Here is a 17,469-nt window from a genome sequence, read left to right on the forward strand (position 1 = left end):
CCGGTCTGGTTGTTATCGGTGTCGATGGCCTGCTTGCCGAGGATCGTGAGACCCGGCTGCTCCTCCTCGACCACCTTGGCCAGCAGCTTGGCCACAGCCAGCGACTCGACGCGCTCGTCGGTTTCGACATGAATGGCACGGTCGGCGCCCAGCGCCAGGGCGGTACGCAGCTGCTCCTGGGCGGCCTTGGGGCCGACGGTCACGGCCACAACCTCAGTGGCCACGCCTTTTTCCTTCAGCCGCACCGCCTCTTCCACGGCGATCTCGCAGAAGGGGTTCATGGCCATCTTGACATTGGTGAGGTCGACGTCGGAATGATCCGCCTTGACGCGAATCTTGACGTTGTAGTCGATGACGCGTTTGACCGCGACGAGTACTTTCACAGTAAAACCTCTATGACACAGTGTGGGAGTTATTTGACAAATAGCAAGTACCGCTCGAGGAAACTGGCATGAATGCCCTTTTTCTCCAAGGTATTCATGCCAGCGGCATGACTCTGGCGACTTCGATTAGCAGTCAGATGCTACCGGGGCCGGTCGACCGGCAAGGCACCGGTAAGAACACCAAGCGCTTTTAAAAGGAAGTAGTCTCCCCAAATCAATTCATTCTCGGTCGCCACGCCCCGAGTATGGTCGAAGCATCCTTGGGTAAGTATACCCACAGGCCTCTGATCATCATCCGCGGTCGGTGTCAAATAATCACGACATAGAACCCTTACCGTCTCGCGGGCCAAGCGCTGGTAGTCACGAGCTGAGCGCCGGTCTTCATGGACGGATGCCAACTTCAGCATGGCGTAGGCGGCGATGGCCGTCGCCGAGGTATCACGCTTGGTCCCATCCTCCTGCGGTGCGTCGAAATCCCAATACGCCACCAAGTCCTGCGGGACATTATCCATCCACCAGCGGCATACACGATCGGCGAGGCAAAGAAAACGTGGTTCTTCCGGCATCTTGGTCGCAAGATAAGCATAGCCCACCATGGCCCAAGCTTGAGCACGGGCCCAAGTCGAGTCTAGCGCATAGCCTTTATGAGTGTAGGTACGTAATAGCTTACCGCTTTCACTGTCAAAACTGGCGGACTGGCAGACGGACCCATCTTCCCGCACACAAAAATCTGCATTCGTCAAAGCATGCTCAATGGCAACTCGCTTAAGCTCTGGATTTCCTGTCCGCTCAGAAGCCCAAGCAAGGACGAGGCTGGCAGAAAGACTATCAATGTTGGTCTCGTTTTCACCTACCGTATGGGCCTCTTCGGCCGAAGAGCCTAAAGGCATGAGGCCGGTATGTGGCCTGAAGGTAGAACAGAGACTTTGGGCAGCACGAACTGCCAGCTCAGCTGCACGCTCATTGGCCGCAAGGTCCGCACCAACCGCGCTACCGAAATAGAACAGGAAGCCACGAAACACTGAGTCGGACTCAACCCGAGACTCAAGGCTATCGTTCCATTGTGCGGCCTCTTGCCAGAAAGTAGTGTCCCCGGAGTAATAGCCTGCTAGCCAGAGGGTGCCTGGCCAGAAACCTCCTGTCCAGAAACCATCATTGGTAGTGGTCCAGTTGCCAGTCTCGACATCTGCATAATGAGGGAAGCCCTGAAGGTGACTTTCAGCAGTCTGACGAGCTCGCAACAGCATCTTTTCTATTGCATCATCAAATAGGATATCGTCCAAATTCTTCATGCTATCGACATTTTTCATTATTTATCGAGCCTTTACTTTATCGTTGAAGGAGGCAACCTAGATTGACATCACAAGTCTTTAATCTGCCTAGTTGATGACGCCCTTAGCGAGGAAAATTGATATAACATCATCGGTATAACCAAACTCGGAGAGGATCTCAGCTGAATTCTCCCCCAGCATGGCGGGGGGGATGTCAACCTCGGTAGGATAGCTCGACAGCTTAACGGGGTTTCCTGCAAGCTGCACACTCTTTCCACTAGGAATTGGCACATCCAAAATCATTCCATTCTCCTTGGTCTGTGGATGCACGAGGGCGTCATCCAAATTCAGTACCGGGGCACACAAGATGTCCGTACCAGACAACCTCGCCATACATTCCTCAGTAGTAAATCGCTTGATCACTGGATCAAATTTCTCATGCACCTTGGTGATATTTTTTCTCTGAAGGCTGGCGTGACTAAGACTTGGGTCTTGACTCATATCCTCTTCACCAAACGCCTGACAAAGCAGTTGCAATGGATTTTCACGAAACAGTGTCAGTACGGTGATCCACCCGTCTTTTGTGGCAAATAGCATGGCGTACTGCAGCCAGTCTGTCCGATAGTCGTAGAGGGAACGGCTGGACACTTCAAGAAGCTGCATGGCAATCGCGACATCGAATAACGAGGTAGTAACAAGATCACCGCGGCCGGTACGTTCACGAGCAAATAACGCCGCTAAGATACCTTGGGTAAGGGAGACAGCTGCAGCGTAATCTACCGTTGGCGTCGAAGTCAGGCGGGGCCGGCCACCATCTTCCACCCCATTGAGCGCGAAGCCACTAAGAGATTGTGCTAGCATGTCTTGCCCAGCCATCCCAGCTAGCGGACCGTTTTCACCGAATGCATAACCAGCGGCATAGACAAGGCGAGGATTGCGTTCAGTCACCTTCTCATACCCAAAGCCAAGACGCTCCATGGCACCCGGCCGGAAATTATGGATAAGGACGTCAGCCTGGTCGATCAGCTTGCCCAAAATCTCGCGCCCTTCGTCCTGCTTGAGATCCAGGCACAAGGAGCGCTTGTTGCGACCTACTGCCGCATAGTAACAGCTCAGTTCCTGTCGCTCAGTGCCCACTTCATCGAGGTCGCGCATGATGTCGCCACGGGGAGGGCGCTCCACTTTTATCACGTTCGCCCCGTAATCTCCTAGCATCTGGCCTGCTAAAGGCACTTGCATGACCATCCCCAGCTCCAGCACGGTAATGCCCGATAGTGGCTTCATAAGTGACTCCTATTACATCAAGCAAGAAACATACTGACTGTATAGTATGTTATGTGCTTTCGCAAGTCCGTGCAAGCAGGGCAATGCCCAACCCCCGGATAAGGAGCAGTGTCAGCCAAGGACTTGAACGAAAAAGAGCAGTCAGATGTCTTTGAAAACGCTCAGAATTGTCACAACATTTACCCGACATGCGCGGCGATACCCAAGGGAGCGCCTCATCCCATTTCGGACGACATCGACTTCACCGACACCTAGTTGACCGGTCAGGGGGTCTGGCCTCTTTTGATCTTTCCTCCAGAAACCGATCCACCGCCAATGTGAGACTCCCGCTACGTTTACCCTGATGGCAGGAGATCTTGCGATGAAGCGTAAAGACAACGAGCGCGGCGTATCGGTCGCCGAACGGCCCGGCAGAATGGCGTGACCGAACAGACCATTTACCGCTGAAAGGCCAAATACAGCGGCATGGAGATCTCAAAGGCCAAGCGCCTGCGTGAGCTGGAGACCGCCCCCCTCTCAAGAAGCTGCTAGCGGAAAACGCCCTCTACAATACCGCGCTCAAGGAGATTGTCTCGGGAAAGTGGTGACGCCCGAAGCGAAGCGGAGTGCGGTAAAGCACCTGCCGATTGCTAGGCCTGGCAAGATCGTTGGCTCGGTACCAGGTGATGCCTCGTGACGATGAGCCGCTTCGGGCACGTCTCCAAGACTTGGCGACCTGCTACCCCCGCTACGGCTACTTGCTACTGCATACCCTGTTGCGTCAGAGGGGCCTGGTGATCAATCGCAAGCGAACTTACCGGCTGGCGGGCATGGCCTTCAGGTCCGAACCGGCGACGTAAGCGGCTGATCCGGCCGAGGACACCGATGGCACTGCCGGACCGGCCCAACCAGCGCTGGTCGATGGACTTCGTGTCGGACCAGCTGGCCTCCAGGCGTCGGTTTCGTGTGCTGAACATCGTGGACGACTTCAGCCGAGTGTGTTTGCCAATTTAAGAAACGTGTTTTCTGTAAAACAGTCAATTAACCTTATATCTGTCGAACTCGGGGGGCTGCCCATGCCATACCTCCTGTCGTCAGGCAGGCTCTATCGTGGCCCAACGCCGGGGGAGAACTCCACGCCCAACGACTAGAAGCCGAATTAAAGCACATTAAGCTAATTTCAATTCGCCAACAAAATGCTGAACATATTGCATGCTCAGCATTTTGTCGTTTATATTAATTACTTATTCATTATTTGAGTGAAGCGATATTAGTGAAACACCCTCGGCTTTTCTATCCCAGCACTTTGGTCCTAATCCTCGACTACGCAACTCCTTTTTCTTCACCTTGTTTGTCGGCGTACGAGGAAACTCCTCTAGGATTTCAATGTAGCGAGGCACCATAAAGTGCGGAAGTCGCTGTGAGAGAAAATTTAACAACTCCAGCGGGTTAAGCATCGATTTTTCACTAGGAATGACATAAATAACGATGTCATCATCAAACTCATAACCGGAGGGTATACCAACCGCTGCGCTCTCTTTCACTCCTGCATGCTCCATCGCTGCGGCCTCAATATCGTAGGAAGAGATATTTTCCGCTCGTCGTCGGATACGGTCTCCAATACGGTCCATAAAGAACATGTTTCCTACGCTATCGCGATACGCCATATCTCCAGAGTGAAACCAAAGATTGCGCCATGAGCTGACGGTTTCCTCCGGCATTCCAAGATAGCCAAGCATGGTCGTCCATGGATGTTTTGGCCTAACAACGATCTCACCAGGCTCCCCGTCTGGCAGTGGTTTATCAGTCTCGGGGTCTACTATATTGACATCATACCATTCAGTCAGGATCTTACCACATGAACCAAGAACAGGCACTGACTGGCGGGAGGTCCACACAGGACACCCAATCTCGCTCATCCCCCACATTTCGATGGCTTTGAGACCAAAACGTTCTTGAAATTCTGTACCGATTCCCTTGGGGAGAGGGCAGCACATTAACCTTCTTAGCGTATGTTTTTTGTCATCGGGTCGAGAATTTTCGGCATAAATCATCTCGATCATCGGTCCATGAGCAATTCCGATTGTAGCTGCATATTTCTGTATATTGTTCAGCCAGAATTTTGCATCAAACTTACGACCAAGAATAAGGGTTCCTCCTGCCGCGAGAGTTGCTAGGACACCCATGAACTTCCCTGCAATGTGGAATAGAGGGTGTGCATTATAGAATACATCCCTCTCATGCATTTCGGTTTCTTGTATGGTTTGATGAGCGATCAAGCAAACTTGGGCATGGGGCATCATGACACCCTTTGCTGGGCCGGTTGTGCCCGACGTAAAAACTATGGTAGCCAAATCGGCAGGCTTTGCCTCTGGAAATCCATCACTCTGTTGACATTCGACCGCTAGGACATCCTTGTAAAAATGTATAGCTACTCGACCAACCCAAGTCGATGACAGGCCTCTTGGTACAGCACTTCCTATCACAATAATGTGTTCAAGGGTGGATGGCTTATCCGGCAGTTCTGCCAATGAGGCTAGCAGTCCAACATCGCTGATGATCACCTTAGGTTGTGAAATAGATAACACGTGCTGCAAGCTGCCACTTCGAAACCCCGTGTTCACAGAGACATCGACCGCTCCCAGTAAGCCAGCGGCCATCCATGCATGTAGTGCTGGAATACTGTTGGAGGCGAAGATTACGACATGGTCCCCAGGCTGAATACCAAGCTCACTCAGGTAGTAAGCGAAAGCTTGAGCATGCTTCCAGAATTGAGCATAACTTTCTGATGGCCCGTTCACCTCTTCCACGAAAATCTTATCAGGTGACATCGCGATTCTCTTCGAAGCAATCTGAGGCACGGTCCACTGGCCTACATCTTCAGTTGAAATTGATGATAGTTGAGCCTTGTGCTGAGACATCGGAGCTCCTCACGGTGGATGGCGACAGAGCTTTTGCCGCCGAATTTTGACAATTAGCAGCTTGACGTGAATCGCCAGCAGGGAAGTTGTATCAGGCATACTCTGTCTCGCGACTGGAGGCTGAGGCCCCCGCAACGCCACTAGACCTAGGTGGCAAAGCTGGGCACCTGTCTGCGTCGCTCGTGCAACAAAGCTGTCCTCCTACAACGAAAGCTATGATTCACTGATTCAGGCTGATTTGTGAAGGATTGTATTCTTTTTTCTCTATTCTATAGTTCCGAGTATATCCCCAATGAGGGTGGGCAACGCAACCGTGCTCCAGGCGCCTAGGAGCTGGAAGAAAAGCTCGATCACCTTGCAGGGACAGGGTGATCGCACATGTAGTCTGATTCTCATATCATACCAAGCAAGTGAGCTCGGCAAACATCAGATTTCGCGGCGATGATCCGCTTGGTTTTGGGTCTGCCCCTGCGGCGCATAGGACTTCAGACGGATTAGGTTCAATGTCAATTGCTTGAGGATGGCCAGGATATACCTGTCAATGGGCGTATGGGCCCGCATCTGATCATCAGCAAAGGTGGCATCCAAGAGCAATGCGCTTGGTTCTCGACGCGCCAGTGGTGGCGGATCCTTCGTGTCAAGCGACATGGAAAACTGATCCCTGGCGACACGGAGAATTGCCACCCGTGATCTCACCAACAGGGTCCATTCATGCAGCAGCCCGGATGAAAGGTTCCCAACACACTGGTACGAGGGGAACCGATGAAGAGCCCAGAGGATGTCGCGGGCATGCTGCGCCATGAGAGGGGCTACGAAGTGCCTTGCCGTGGTTCCGTCCGTGTCAGAGATCCTGGATTGTATATTCCGCTAAAACTTCAGATGGGGCACTTAGCCCTCGCTTCCTGCCCCCATAGGCATTGAGGACAACTGCTTGCACTGGAGACAACCAAACCCTCGACAGGTCAATCCATACCAGAACCTTTTATTCCATGGAGCAACATATGGCGAACATATTTCACAAGCCGAGGACCGCTGATCTCCGTTGCTCGTAAGTGCCACTCCAGCATCATCCCATCATGTACTGCGACAATCATTGAGGCAAAAGCCCTAGGCTCAATCTCTTGGGACAGAGACCCTTGCTCTTGCGCCTTATTCAAGGCCTCTTCTAAAGCTGCATAGACCTTATCATACAGCGTTTTGATGCCAATGGATATTGGGCCTTCTTGATGCGTAAACTCAATCGCTAGTTTTATCATAAATAATAATTCGTGAGGGCGTTCCGCTCCGAAATTAGCACCACGATGGATATAGCGAATGATACTATCTTCATAACCATCCCCCTCCTGAACAGCTTGAACAAGAGGGATAACAATATTTTCCTCCAAAGCTTCAAACATATGCAGAATGAGATTTTCTTTGCTGCCAAAATAAAAATAAACAGCACCTTTGGTAAGCCCTGCTTTGGAAGAAATCGCCTCCAAACTAGTGGCATGATACCCCCTAACCACAAAGAGTTCGAAAGCTGCTGCTGTCAACCGTGAGGTACTAAGCTCACGTGACAGCTCCTTCTTATTCATCCCTTTCTTCATCGAAAAATACTCATAAAAAATCGTTTAGAATATCAGTTTATACAGAGCAACTAGTGAACTCAACAGTCATAATTATAAAGCATAACGACTGATCAGTCTGTCCATCAGCCGCAGCCGGTGTTTCTCAAGCAGTAAGGCACGAAAGCATAGCCCATGACGGCCATCATTCAGGTTCGCTGGCCCAATGGTTCGTTTGCCCCAACTGAGTCAACACCACCGGCTACCAGCTCGCCCGCAGGATATATCAATGTTATCATCAGTCCTCGCTCACCGTCGCCCCTATCTTCCATATCACCCATCTAGCACTAAGCATCCAGTCTCTGGCCATCTACCTGCTGACCCAGAGCAAGAATAGCCTCTCGGCGCTGCAACTGCTAGCCCGTGATCTCGGTGCCAGCTACACCGCCGCCTAGAAGCTCAAGCACATGCGGCAGCAAGCGTAACCAAGGGGGAGACGCTGGCCGGGCGCATCGAGATCAATGGCTCCTACTTGGGCGGCGAAAGCCGAGAAAGCGCGGGCATGGTGCCGAGTACGAGGACCCGCTACCCTATAGGTAATCAAGGATGCATATTCCTCTAGCACAAGACTTATCACCTCATCAAATACACGCAAGTCTACGCGGCTTTATCACCAAGCAGGTCCGCCCATTATTTCAGGAAGCCATAACGCAATGCTTGGGAAAAAAACAAGTAGCAATAGCACGGCCAACTGCGCAATGATAAAAGGGATCACACCAAGATACATATGCTTCAATGTTATCGAAGGCGGAGTAATTGAGCGCAGATAAAAAATCGCTGGTGCCAAAGGTGGTGTCAGGTAACTTGTCTGAAGCACGACGAGGAACGCTACACAAAACCAAATCTCGTCAAACCCCAACATGCGCACAATCGGCATGGCCACAGGAATGAGTATCAGGACCACCGATATCATGTCCAACACAAAGCCAGCAATAAATGCTAGCAGCAGTATAACGGCAATAACGGTCCAGCCCGATAGCCCTGTTCCAGTCAGCAATCCTTGCACTGTCATCATCCCACCAGAAGCGAAGAACACACCCGCAAACATACTGCCTCCCAAGACAATCAATAATATCATGGCGGTAATAGTGACAGTTTTGGTCAGAGCATTCGTGAGTATTTTGAGCGATAGGTTTCTGTACGCAATTGACAGTATTAGGGCACCAAGCGCACCACATGCAGCCGCCTCTGTGGGAGTGGCAACTCCCATTAGTATAGTACCCAGCACAGTAAATATCAGCAGCATGGTAGGCACAAACGCAAGCAGCGTAATTCTCAATTTCTTGCCTAGCCCGAATTCATTATCCTCATTTTCGACGTCGACTCGCGGGGCCACAAGTGGGTTGAAATAAGCGATGCCAATCACATACAAGATGAACAAGGCCGCCATGATGAGTCCAGGGAAAAGGAGACCAGCAAACAGGTTGCCGACGGATACACCAGCCACTGGCCCCAGGATCACCACGGTAATTGACGGAGGAATGGCAGTACCCAAGGAGCCACTGCCGCAAATAGTTCCAGAAATCAATCCTTTACTATAACCGTATTTCATCATTACAGGTATAGCCAGCATCCCGATCACGGCTTCTGTCGCTCCGACAACTCCGCTCGATGCAGCAAAAATAGCACCGAGCAAAATAGCTCCAACTGCCAACCCACCGGGTAGTCGCTTTGTCCACATATGAATGGCCTCAAACAGCCGCTCGGCGATGCCGGACCTTTCGAGTATGGCCCCCATGAAAATGAATAACGGGACCGCAGCCAAGATTGAGTTGGAAGCAGTGTCCTCAATTTTTGTCATAAGCTGGTATGCTGCCGCATCGCCAAATATATTCAAGCCAAATAATGCCGCAACCGTAATCATCGAGAAGGCGATAGGGAACCCGGCAAATACAAATACCATTAGCACCGGAAACATAAGGAGTGCCATGTATGAACTCATGTCTTGTCACTCCTTCCCATATTTCCATAAATAATGCTTATAGCTTTCAAAAGCTCAGCAGATATTTGCAAAGCTAACATGAAGAAACCTAGGCACCAAATGCTGAACAGCGGCCAAACGACAGGACTCCAGGCCGAACGGCCGGAGGACTCCTTGGTCTGGAAGGCAGTGTATGCATAATTCGACAACTCCCAAACAAGCCATACGAGTATCGGAAGCAGTAACAAATAGCCAAGCACTTGGATAATCGCATTCGTCCGAGCGCTCAGCGCACCACTAATGATATCGACGCTGACATGCTGGCGAACCCGGAGTGCCTCGGCCATCCCAAGCATGAAGATGGCACCCATCACCATATAGCTGACCTCATATGCCCAGGCAGTTGGGGAGCCAAAAGCATGCCGGCTGACAACCTCTATGATAAGAGCGCCAATCAATGGTAATACCAAGATGGCAGCCAAGGCTCCTGAAAACCTTGTCATCCATTCGATTTTGCTTACCCAAAACATATGTGGTTCCTGCTAACGTTTGTACTGGGGGTGTTTGAAGGGCCAAGCTTCCCCATATCGGCTATGTGGATGCTGCTGGTCATTGTGTTGGATAGAGCGGTAGCAGCCGCCCTATCCTCTCCCTAGTTTTTGGGTATCAACGACTCCCTCCAAGAGTTTCGCCAATTGACAGACGGTATTCTGGCCATACACTTATTGAATTCTTGAACTGTCGCTGTGAATCGAGAATACGCTTGAACCACTCATTTTCTGCAGCTTTTTCATCCTCCCATTTTTCTGTTTCTTCAGCTACAGCCGCTAGGAACTCATCGCTCAGTTGAACGATCTCATTGGGGCCATCGAGAAGTTCTTGATAGGCCTCAAGATCTGCAAAGGAACTGTTCAGCCAGCTTTCAAATACCGTGAGCTTCCCAGCTAATCTCAGCATATCCTGATCGAGTTCGGACAACGCATCCCAAGCTCGTTGATTGACTTCGCACTCAAGCACTCCGCCTGACTGGTGTATGCCAGGCACAATGACATATTGCGCCACGTCCTGAAGGCCCGTCGGTCGATTAATCTCCGGGCTTCCCCACTCCGCCGCATCGATGACGCCACGCTCCAACGAACTATACACTTCACCGCCGGGCATAACCACGGTGTTAGCGCCCAACCGGGATGCAACTTCAGCCCATGAACCAGAGGTCCGTAAGCGCAGGCCCTGAAAGTCCTCCAGTGTTTCTACCTTTTTATTGGAGTGGAGGAATATTTCCGTTCCGAGGATTGCACAGGGGAAGGCTACGACATCAAACTCCTCAAGACGATACTCCTCATAAAGCTCAGCCGCACCCCCCTTGTACATCCAAAGCATGTATTCCTCCGGCGTCATACCTGCAGAGTGACCCGCCAGCAATGCCGTAGTGGGATCACGGCCGTAATCGTAGCCAACGTAGTTATGGCCGATCTGTGCGGCGCCGGATCTAACAGTGTCGGTGACGCGCAGGGCACTACCAAGAGTCCCACTCGGATAGGCTGTGATATTCACTCGGCCATCCGTCAACTGAGTGACTCGTTCAATAAACCCTTGGGCATCTCGCTCAAGCCACGGTCCTCCACTCCAAGGCGTGGCCATCCGCCATTCGGCCTGATCGGCTTGCGCCAAGCCGCCAGACAGCAGCAGAGAACCGGTCACGATAGCTGCAGTTCGCGCATATCGGTTTTTTAGAGCCATGGTTGTTACCTCTAATTATTGTTACAGGTTGCTGGCATGTTGTGGTCGATGACGGAACGCATGAACTGTTATGCTCTATCATCAACCGGGCGGGGCAAGTAGCAGTCTTACCCGTGTTTCTTTCAGCCAAAGCATTCAGGGCTCGGTAAAGTGCATCCATCACGTAAAGCAGAATAAACACTGATGCTAGCTGTATGTTAGTACCTAACCCCTTGTGTCAGGACTGGGCTGTCTACGCCCATCGATTAGTCGGTTGAGATTGAGTGGGTTCCCATCCCTGATCGCTTCGGGTAGTAACGCGTCCGGCAGGTCCTGGTAGCACACCGGACGGAGGAAGCGGTGAATCGCGGCACTCCCAACTGAGGTCGTGCGACTATCGGAAGTGGCCGGGAAGGGTCCGCCATGAACCATGGCGTGGCATACCTCGACCCCGGTGGGAAAGCCATTAACCAGGATGCGTCCAGCCTTGCGCTCAAGAATGGGCAACAGGGCCCGGGCAGACGCAAGATCGCCATCGTCCAACTGCAGGGTAGCGGTCAGTTGGCCCTCGAGGGCTTCGGCGATGCTATGCACTTCCGCCATATCGGCGCACTCCACTACCAGCGCAGTGGCGCCAAAGACCTCTGCTTGCAGAGTCTCATCGGCGAGAAAATCGCTACCGGCCGCCACATAGAGGCCAGCCTGTCCTTGGTGAGAACTTTCACCGGCCCGGCCCCGAGCCAATTCACGAACCTTGCCACTTGTAGCAAGATTGTTGACGCTCTCTTTATAGGCTTGGTGGATGCCCGGCGTGAGCATGGTCTGGGCAGTGGTGTCATGCAATGCCTCCTTGGTGGCGTCAAGGAAAGCATCCAGTGCCGTGCCCTTGACCGCAATGACCAGCCCGGGGTTGGTACAAAACTGGCCGGCGCCCATGGTAAGAGAGCCCACGAAGCCTTTAGCGATATTGGTGCATCGGGCCTCCAGAGCCTCGGACAGGAGAAATACCGGATTGATGCTGCTCATCTCGGCATACATCGGAATTGGCTGAGGGCGTGCCTGGGCAATCTTCATCAGCGCTGTTCCACCGGAACGTGAGCCGGTAAAGCCCACCGCTTGAATTCGTGGATCAGCGACCAGTGCCGCCCCCACTTCACGACCGGAACCGAACAACAGGGAGAACACCCCTTCCGGCAGCCGGCACTTGGCGACTGCAGCTTGAATGGCGCGGCCCACCAGTTCCGAGGTACCCGGGTGAGCAGAGTGCGCCTTGACTACCACGGGGCAGCCTGCAGCCAAGGCCGAGGCCGTATCTCCGCCGGCCACCGAGAAAGCCAATGGGAAGTTGCTGGCACCGAAGACGGCAACCGGGCCCAGTGCGATATGCCGTTGGCGAAGGTCACTGCGAGGCATGGGCGTACGCTCCACCTGGGCGGGATCAATACACACGCCCATCCATTCGCCACTGCGTACCACCTGGGCAAACAGCCGCAGTTGGCCACAAGTGCGACCGCGCTCTCCTTCCAAGCGTGCCAAGGGCAGACCGGTCTCGAGCATGCAGCGTTGAATAAGCTCATCGCCGAGAGCTTCGATCTCGCTGGCAATGGTTTCGAGAAAGCTCGCACGCACCTCGAGAGCTGTCTCTCGATAGGTATCAAAGGCCGCCCAGGCTAGCTCGCTGGCCTGCTCTACCTCATCAGTACCGCCGCCCGCATAGCCTGGCTCCAGAGTCTCACCGGTAGCGGGATTTATGGCATTAATAACGGCCTTGCTGCCTGTGACAGGGCTCTTTCCGATGAGTAACTGACCGGTCAACCTCATACACTTCTCCAAATATTATTTTCGGGATATCGCCTAAACCTCTTGTCTCACGCGAACGAGTGTCTCCGGACTTTTTGCTTATCCCTTGAGAGCTGGCGGCCATACCAGTCCGCTCACTTGATGGCCGGAGGGGACCGCTTTGTCGATCTGTTCACTGGATAGTCCCAAGGCAGAGAGAATTTCAACTGAATGGTCGACCGGCTCGCTAACTCTTGCTGTTACGGTAGATCGCGAGTAACGGGGGAGAGCAGGCACTGGATAACCTGAGCTTTCAGGGTGTCGGGCCTGGATATGGGAATTAGAAAAAACTTCATCCGGCCTCAGAGCCGGGCTGACACAGGCATTTTTTCCTGCAAAGTGCTCCACCCAAGCATCCCGCGACAGCCGTGCAAACTCCTGCTCGAACCTTGCTGTCATACCGGCCCAAGTAGCGCGGTTCATATGGTCCGGCGCTGGCTCTTCGAAGCCGAGCCCCTGCCACAGGTTCTTGAAGAAGGCGGTTTCGAGTGCTCCGACTACTAGCTGCTTGCCATCTGCGCAGGTATAGCACCGATAGAAGGGGGCCTCGCCCGTCAGTAGCCCCTTGCCTCGCGACGGCAGCACCGGCTTACCCCAGTCAGAGTAGTGCATCGCCATCAAGGAAATGCAGCCATCGACCATGCTTACATCGATATGCTGGCCGAGAGCGGAGCGTTCTCGCTCCAAGAGTGCACCCAGGATCGCATAGGCTGCGTAGAGTCCACCGCCGGCAAAATCAGCCACCAAGTTGAGCGGTATCGCTGGAGAGTCAGTGGCCGGCCCTATAGCACCCAATGCCCCGGAATAGCCGAGATAGTTGATATCGTGACCGGCTTCCTGGGCCATGGGGCCACTTTGTCCATAGCCGGTCAGTGAGCAGTAGATCAGTCGCGGATTGACACTTCGTAGGACTTCATAACCGATACCGAGTCGCTCTGTGACACCGGGCCGAAAGCCCTCCATCACGACGTCTGCACTCCTTGCCAAGCGTTTAAAAGCATCCACACCAGCATCGGTTTTCATATCCAAGTTTAAAAATTTTTTGCCGCGACAAAAAGATTCTATTGGTAGGCCGGATCGACCACCGCCAACGACAATGACTTCTGCTCCTAGGTCGGCGAGCAGCATGGAGCCGTAGGGGCCAGGAGCAAGTCGAGTCAGGTCCAGGATACGGACACCTTCAAGGATCGTATTTTGGTGCTTCATGTATCTGTCGCCTCAGTTTCCCGGAACATATTAATCCAGAGCTTCCTTAAGCAACTTCAGGAAATCCTGTGCCGTTGCCGGTCGCGGGTTGGTGGCAGTGGAGTGATCCTCGTACGACCACTGAGCCACTTCCTCCAGGACGTCCTCGGTTACTCCCATCTCGCGCAAGTTCCTCGGCATTCCCAACGCCGTATTGAGTCGCTCGAACTCGGCCGCGAGGTCGGCCTCGAGGGCTAGCCCCATCGCCTCTTTGATCCGGCCATATTTGTTACCGCAATGATCTTGGTTGAAGCGCAGTACAGGGGGCAAAAGAACGGCATTCAGGGTGCCATGATGGAGCTTTAGTTCCTTAAGTCCACCGAGTGCATGTGACATTGAATGAACGCCGCCCAGTCCCTTCTGAAATGCCAGCGCCCCTTCCAGGGCTGCCATCATCATTTCGCAGCGCGATTCCATATCGGATCCATCACGCACGGCCCTAGGGAGGTGTATAGCGGCACGACGTAATCCATCTAGGGCGATTGCCTCGGCGGGAGGATTGATGCGGGGACTCAGGAAGGTCTCGATGCAATGTGCGATAGCGTCCATGCCGGTCGCTGCCGTCAGGCCCGTCGGCAACGAGCGGGTCAGCTCAGGGTCACAAATTGCCAGGGATGGCACAAGGTTGGGAGACAAAAAGCCCAGCTTACGCTTGTCCTTCATGGTGATCAGTGAGGCACGTCCCACTTCGCTACCAGTACCCGCTGTCGTAGGAACGGCCACCAACGGAACAGTTTTGCTGATCTTGCCAACCCCCCCCTCGATGGCAGCATACTGCCGCAGTGGTGGCTCATGTGTGACCAACAACGCAACAGCCTTGGCGAGATCTATGCTCGAGCCACCGCCGACGGCGACAATACCATCACAACCGGCCTTCTTAAAAAGCACAAGGGCTTCTTCGACTGCCACTTCGGTGGGATTCGCCGGCGTCTTGTCGAATACTATGACTTCGTTGGTCAACCCTGCCGTTATCTTGACATGTTCGAGCAGCCCAGTTTCGACCAAACCGGCATCGGTAATCAGCATGGGAGACTTCACATCGAGAGCCTTGAGCTCATCCGGCAATAGCGAAATGGCACCTTGGCCAAACTTGATATTGGTTAAATAGTTAATAGGGGAAATCATAGGTTGCTCTCAATTTGAAAGGAAGGATTTAGCGATGATTAGCTTCTGAATCTCGCTTGTGCCCTCGTATATCTGTGTGATTTTTGCATCACGCATCATACGCTCAACCGGGAAGTCAGTCAGATAACCGGCACCGCCGTGAAGTTGAACTGCCTCTGTTGTAACTTCCATCGCGACGTTACTGCAAAGCAGTTTGGCCATAGAAGCAAGCACTCGTGCATCCGGTTGCTTGTTGTTAGAGGCTTCACATGCGTGGTAGAGCAGCTGGCGTGCTGCTTCGATCTTGGTTGCCAAGTCACCAATCGTGCCTTTCGTCATTTGAAAGCGGGCGACGGGCTGTCCGAAAACTTGGCGCTCTTTAACATACTCGATAGCAGCATCCAAAGCGCCTTGGGCAATACCTAGCGCCTGAGCAGCGATCATTGGTCGGGCGATAGCGAGCGATTCCGTCATATAATGATTACCTTTGCCAGAATCACCGATGCAGCGGTATTCAGGGATCCGACAGTCGTCTAGCATCACATCGGCGGTTGGGCTACCCCGCACGCCCATCTTCGATTCCAGCTTGCCGAAGGAGAGCCCCGGGTCCGACTTGTGAACTGCGAAGATGCCAAACTCCTCTTCGCTGGTGCGAGCAAGCACCGTGTACCACTCGGAACGGTTCGCGTTGGTGATGTAGCGTTTTTGACCATTGAGGACCCAGTCATTCCCCTGGTGCTCCGCTTTTGTCTTTCCACCCCAGACATCGGACCCACCGTGGATTTCGGTCAAGCAGATTGAGGCTACAGTATCCCCATCGAGCGCGGGCTTGATGATTTCGTCGATCAGCTGGTCTGAACCATACCGCGCAATAGGTCCAAGGCCGGCCCAAATCACCATCAGCGTTAGTGATGAGGTAGCACAAACTCTTGCAACCTCTTCTAGGGAAATCGCTTGAGCTAAAAGATCCCCTCCGTGACCACCGATGCTTTCCGGGAAGGGAAGTGCGACCAGTTGCAGTTCCTTGAAGGCTTCGAGTGCCTCCTCTGGGAACCGCATCTCCTTGTCTACGGCACTCGCATGCGGCTGGATCTTGCTGATGGCCAGGCGGCGTACGGCGCTGCGGAATTCCTCGTACTCATGCTTTTCTAGCATCGGGACCTCCCTATTCGGTGGTGGCTTTGTGTTCTCATAATGCTGGCAGTACATCACATACTACCCGTGTAGTCAACATTATTAACCGTGGACCTAAACCAGGGGAAGACCACATGGAAAAAGGGATTGTTATTCAATTAAATCAATAGCTTAATTCCCGCCACGCCTCCGGACGAAGAAGGCACCTTATTCATTTCTTCTTGTCTGGATCGAAAGCATTCATTGACCCCACCGCGATGGTCGGGACGGAGTCCGTAGCCATCTGGAGAGGAGAATATGTAGCAGCTAACCGAGCGGCCTTGACCGACGGGAGTATCCGACCGGTGAACACACCTTCCGCTGAAGCCTCAAGCCGGTGGTATTAGGTGCCTATCTATTAATAAGTGGGCACCTATTCATGACACCCCCAAGCTCCGAGCGTGAGATTCGCCGCCGTCGTCGCTACGCCCCGCCGTTCAAGGCCAAGATCGTCGCCGCCTGCCTGCAGGGAGATACCTCGATTGCCCAGGTCGCGCTGCAGCACAGGCTCAACACTAACCTCGTCCAGACCTGGATCCGCAAGGCCAAGCGCCAGAGCCAGTTGCCGGCCGTGCCCGACTTCGTGCCCCTTCCAGTGCCACCATCCGCGGGTGAATTTCCAGTGCCGAGCACCATCCCCGGGGAGATCCGCATCGAGCTGCCCTCGGCTGGGGCACGATCACTGTGCATTGGCCTGTAACCGAGGTGGCCCAGTGCGCGCAATGGTTGAAGGGGCTGCTGAGATTATCCGCGTCGACGAGATCTGGCTGGCGACCGAGCCGCTGGATATGCGCGCAGGCTCGGGTGGTGAAAGTGTTCGGCGCGGCTCGCCCGCACAGCGCTTACCTATTAACCAACCGGCGCGGCAATTGCATGAAGGTGCTGGTTCATGATGGCCTGGGCGTTTGGCTGTGCGCCCGGCGCCTGAACTAGGGCAAGTTCCACTGGGCCGGCCACTGGCACGGCGATCGCATCGAACTCTGTCCCGAGCAGGTCACGCCACTGGTGCAAGGCCTGCCCTGG

General features: G+C 53.5%; 15 protein-coding genes. 2 read left to right on the plus strand and 13 right to left on the minus strand.

The window, feature by feature from the left end; translation table 11 throughout:
* From LY622_RS01190 to LY622_RS01250, 13 genes are all read right to left on the minus strand, one after another.
* On the minus strand, window positions 1-383 hold a 383-nt coding region (locus tag LY622_RS01190), incomplete at its 3' end, for an electron transfer flavoprotein subunit beta/FixA family protein (protein ID WP_234289217.1).
* 140 nt (window positions 384-523) lie between these two features.
* Window positions 524-1,693: a glycoside hydrolase family 88 protein gene (locus LY622_RS01195; RefSeq protein ID WP_234289218.1), complete on the minus strand. Its 1,170-nt coding sequence runs from the start codon at window positions 1,691-1,693 to the stop codon at window positions 524-526.
* A gap of 69 nt (window positions 1,694-1,762) precedes the next feature.
* Window positions 1,763-2,938: a CaiB/BaiF CoA transferase family protein gene (locus tag LY622_RS01200; RefSeq protein WP_234289219.1), complete on the minus strand. Its 1,176-nt coding sequence runs from the start codon at window positions 2,936-2,938 to the stop codon at window positions 1,763-1,765.
* Between the two features lie 1,223 nt (window positions 2,939-4,161).
* Window positions 4,162-5,838: an AMP-binding protein gene (locus LY622_RS01205; protein ID WP_234289220.1), complete on the minus strand. Its 1,677-nt coding sequence runs from the start codon at window positions 5,836-5,838 to the stop codon at window positions 4,162-4,164.
* 426 nt (window positions 5,839-6,264) lie between these two features.
* The gene (locus LY622_RS01210; RefSeq protein ID WP_234289221.1) at window positions 6,265-6,486 is read right to left on the minus strand and encodes a hypothetical protein; all 222 of its coding nucleotides are present in this window, start codon (window positions 6,484-6,486) and stop codon (window positions 6,265-6,267) included.
* Between the two features lie 314 nt (window positions 6,487-6,800).
* Window positions 6,801-7,427, minus strand: coding sequence for a TetR/AcrR family transcriptional regulator (locus LY622_RS01215; RefSeq protein ID WP_234289222.1), 627 nt, complete (start codon window positions 7,425-7,427; stop codon window positions 6,801-6,803).
* Between the two features lie 628 nt (window positions 7,428-8,055).
* Entirely contained in the window at window positions 8,056-9,387 is a 1,332-nt protein-coding gene (locus LY622_RS01220; RefSeq protein WP_234289223.1) for a TRAP transporter large permease, read from the minus strand.
* Entirely contained in the window at window positions 9,384-9,896 is a 513-nt protein-coding gene (locus LY622_RS01225; RefSeq protein ID WP_234289224.1) for a TRAP transporter small permease subunit, read from the minus strand. The genes LY622_RS01220 and LY622_RS01225 overlap by 4 nt, the downstream gene beginning before the upstream one ends.
* Window positions 9,897-10,032: 136 nt before the next feature.
* A complete protein-coding gene (locus LY622_RS01230) occupies window positions 10,033-11,106 on the minus strand; it encodes a type 2 periplasmic-binding domain-containing protein (protein ID WP_234289225.1) in 1,074 nt (357 codons plus the stop codon).
* Between the two features lie 204 nt (window positions 11,107-11,310).
* Entirely contained in the window at window positions 11,311-12,906 is a 1,596-nt protein-coding gene (locus LY622_RS01235) for an aldehyde dehydrogenase (NADP(+)) (protein ID WP_234289226.1), read from the minus strand.
* Window positions 12,907-12,984: 78 nt separating this feature from the next.
* The gene (locus tag LY622_RS01240; RefSeq protein ID WP_234289227.1) at window positions 12,985-14,130 is read right to left on the minus strand and encodes a CaiB/BaiF CoA transferase family protein; all 1,146 of its coding nucleotides are present in this window, start codon (window positions 14,128-14,130) and stop codon (window positions 12,985-12,987) included.
* A gap of 30 nt (window positions 14,131-14,160) precedes the next feature.
* Window positions 14,161-15,294 (minus strand): 4-hydroxybutyrate dehydrogenase, encoded by a 1,134-nt coding sequence (gene gbd, locus LY622_RS01245; protein ID WP_234289228.1) that lies wholly within the window; start codon window positions 15,292-15,294, stop codon window positions 14,161-14,163.
* A 9-nt stretch (window positions 15,295-15,303) separates the two neighbouring features.
* Window positions 15,304-16,428, minus strand: a complete 1,125-nt coding sequence (locus LY622_RS01250; protein ID WP_234289229.1) for an acyl-CoA dehydrogenase family protein — start codon at window positions 16,426-16,428, stop codon at window positions 15,304-15,306.
* Window positions 16,429-16,825: 397 nt separating this feature from the next.
* On the opposite strand from LY622_RS01250, the gene tnpA reads away from it, so the two are divergent.
* Together tnpA and tnpB are read left to right on the plus strand one after the other, a co-directional pair.
* The gene (gene tnpA / locus LY622_RS01255; RefSeq protein WP_234289230.1) at window positions 16,826-17,146 is read left to right on the plus strand and encodes an IS66-like element accessory protein TnpA; all 321 of its coding nucleotides are present in this window, start codon (window positions 16,826-16,828) and stop codon (window positions 17,144-17,146) included.
* A gap of 113 nt (window positions 17,147-17,259) precedes the next feature.
* Window positions 17,260-17,379, plus strand: coding sequence for an IS66 family insertion sequence element accessory protein TnpB (tnpB, locus tag LY622_RS22600; protein ID WP_369413708.1), 120 nt, complete (start codon window positions 17,260-17,262; stop codon window positions 17,377-17,379).
* The last annotated feature ends 90 nt before the right edge of the window (window positions 17,380-17,469 follow it).

The organism is Halomonas alkalisoli (genome assembly GCF_021412585.1).
GTDB lineage: Bacteria > Pseudomonadota > Gammaproteobacteria > Pseudomonadales > Halomonadaceae > Halomonas > Halomonas alkalisoli.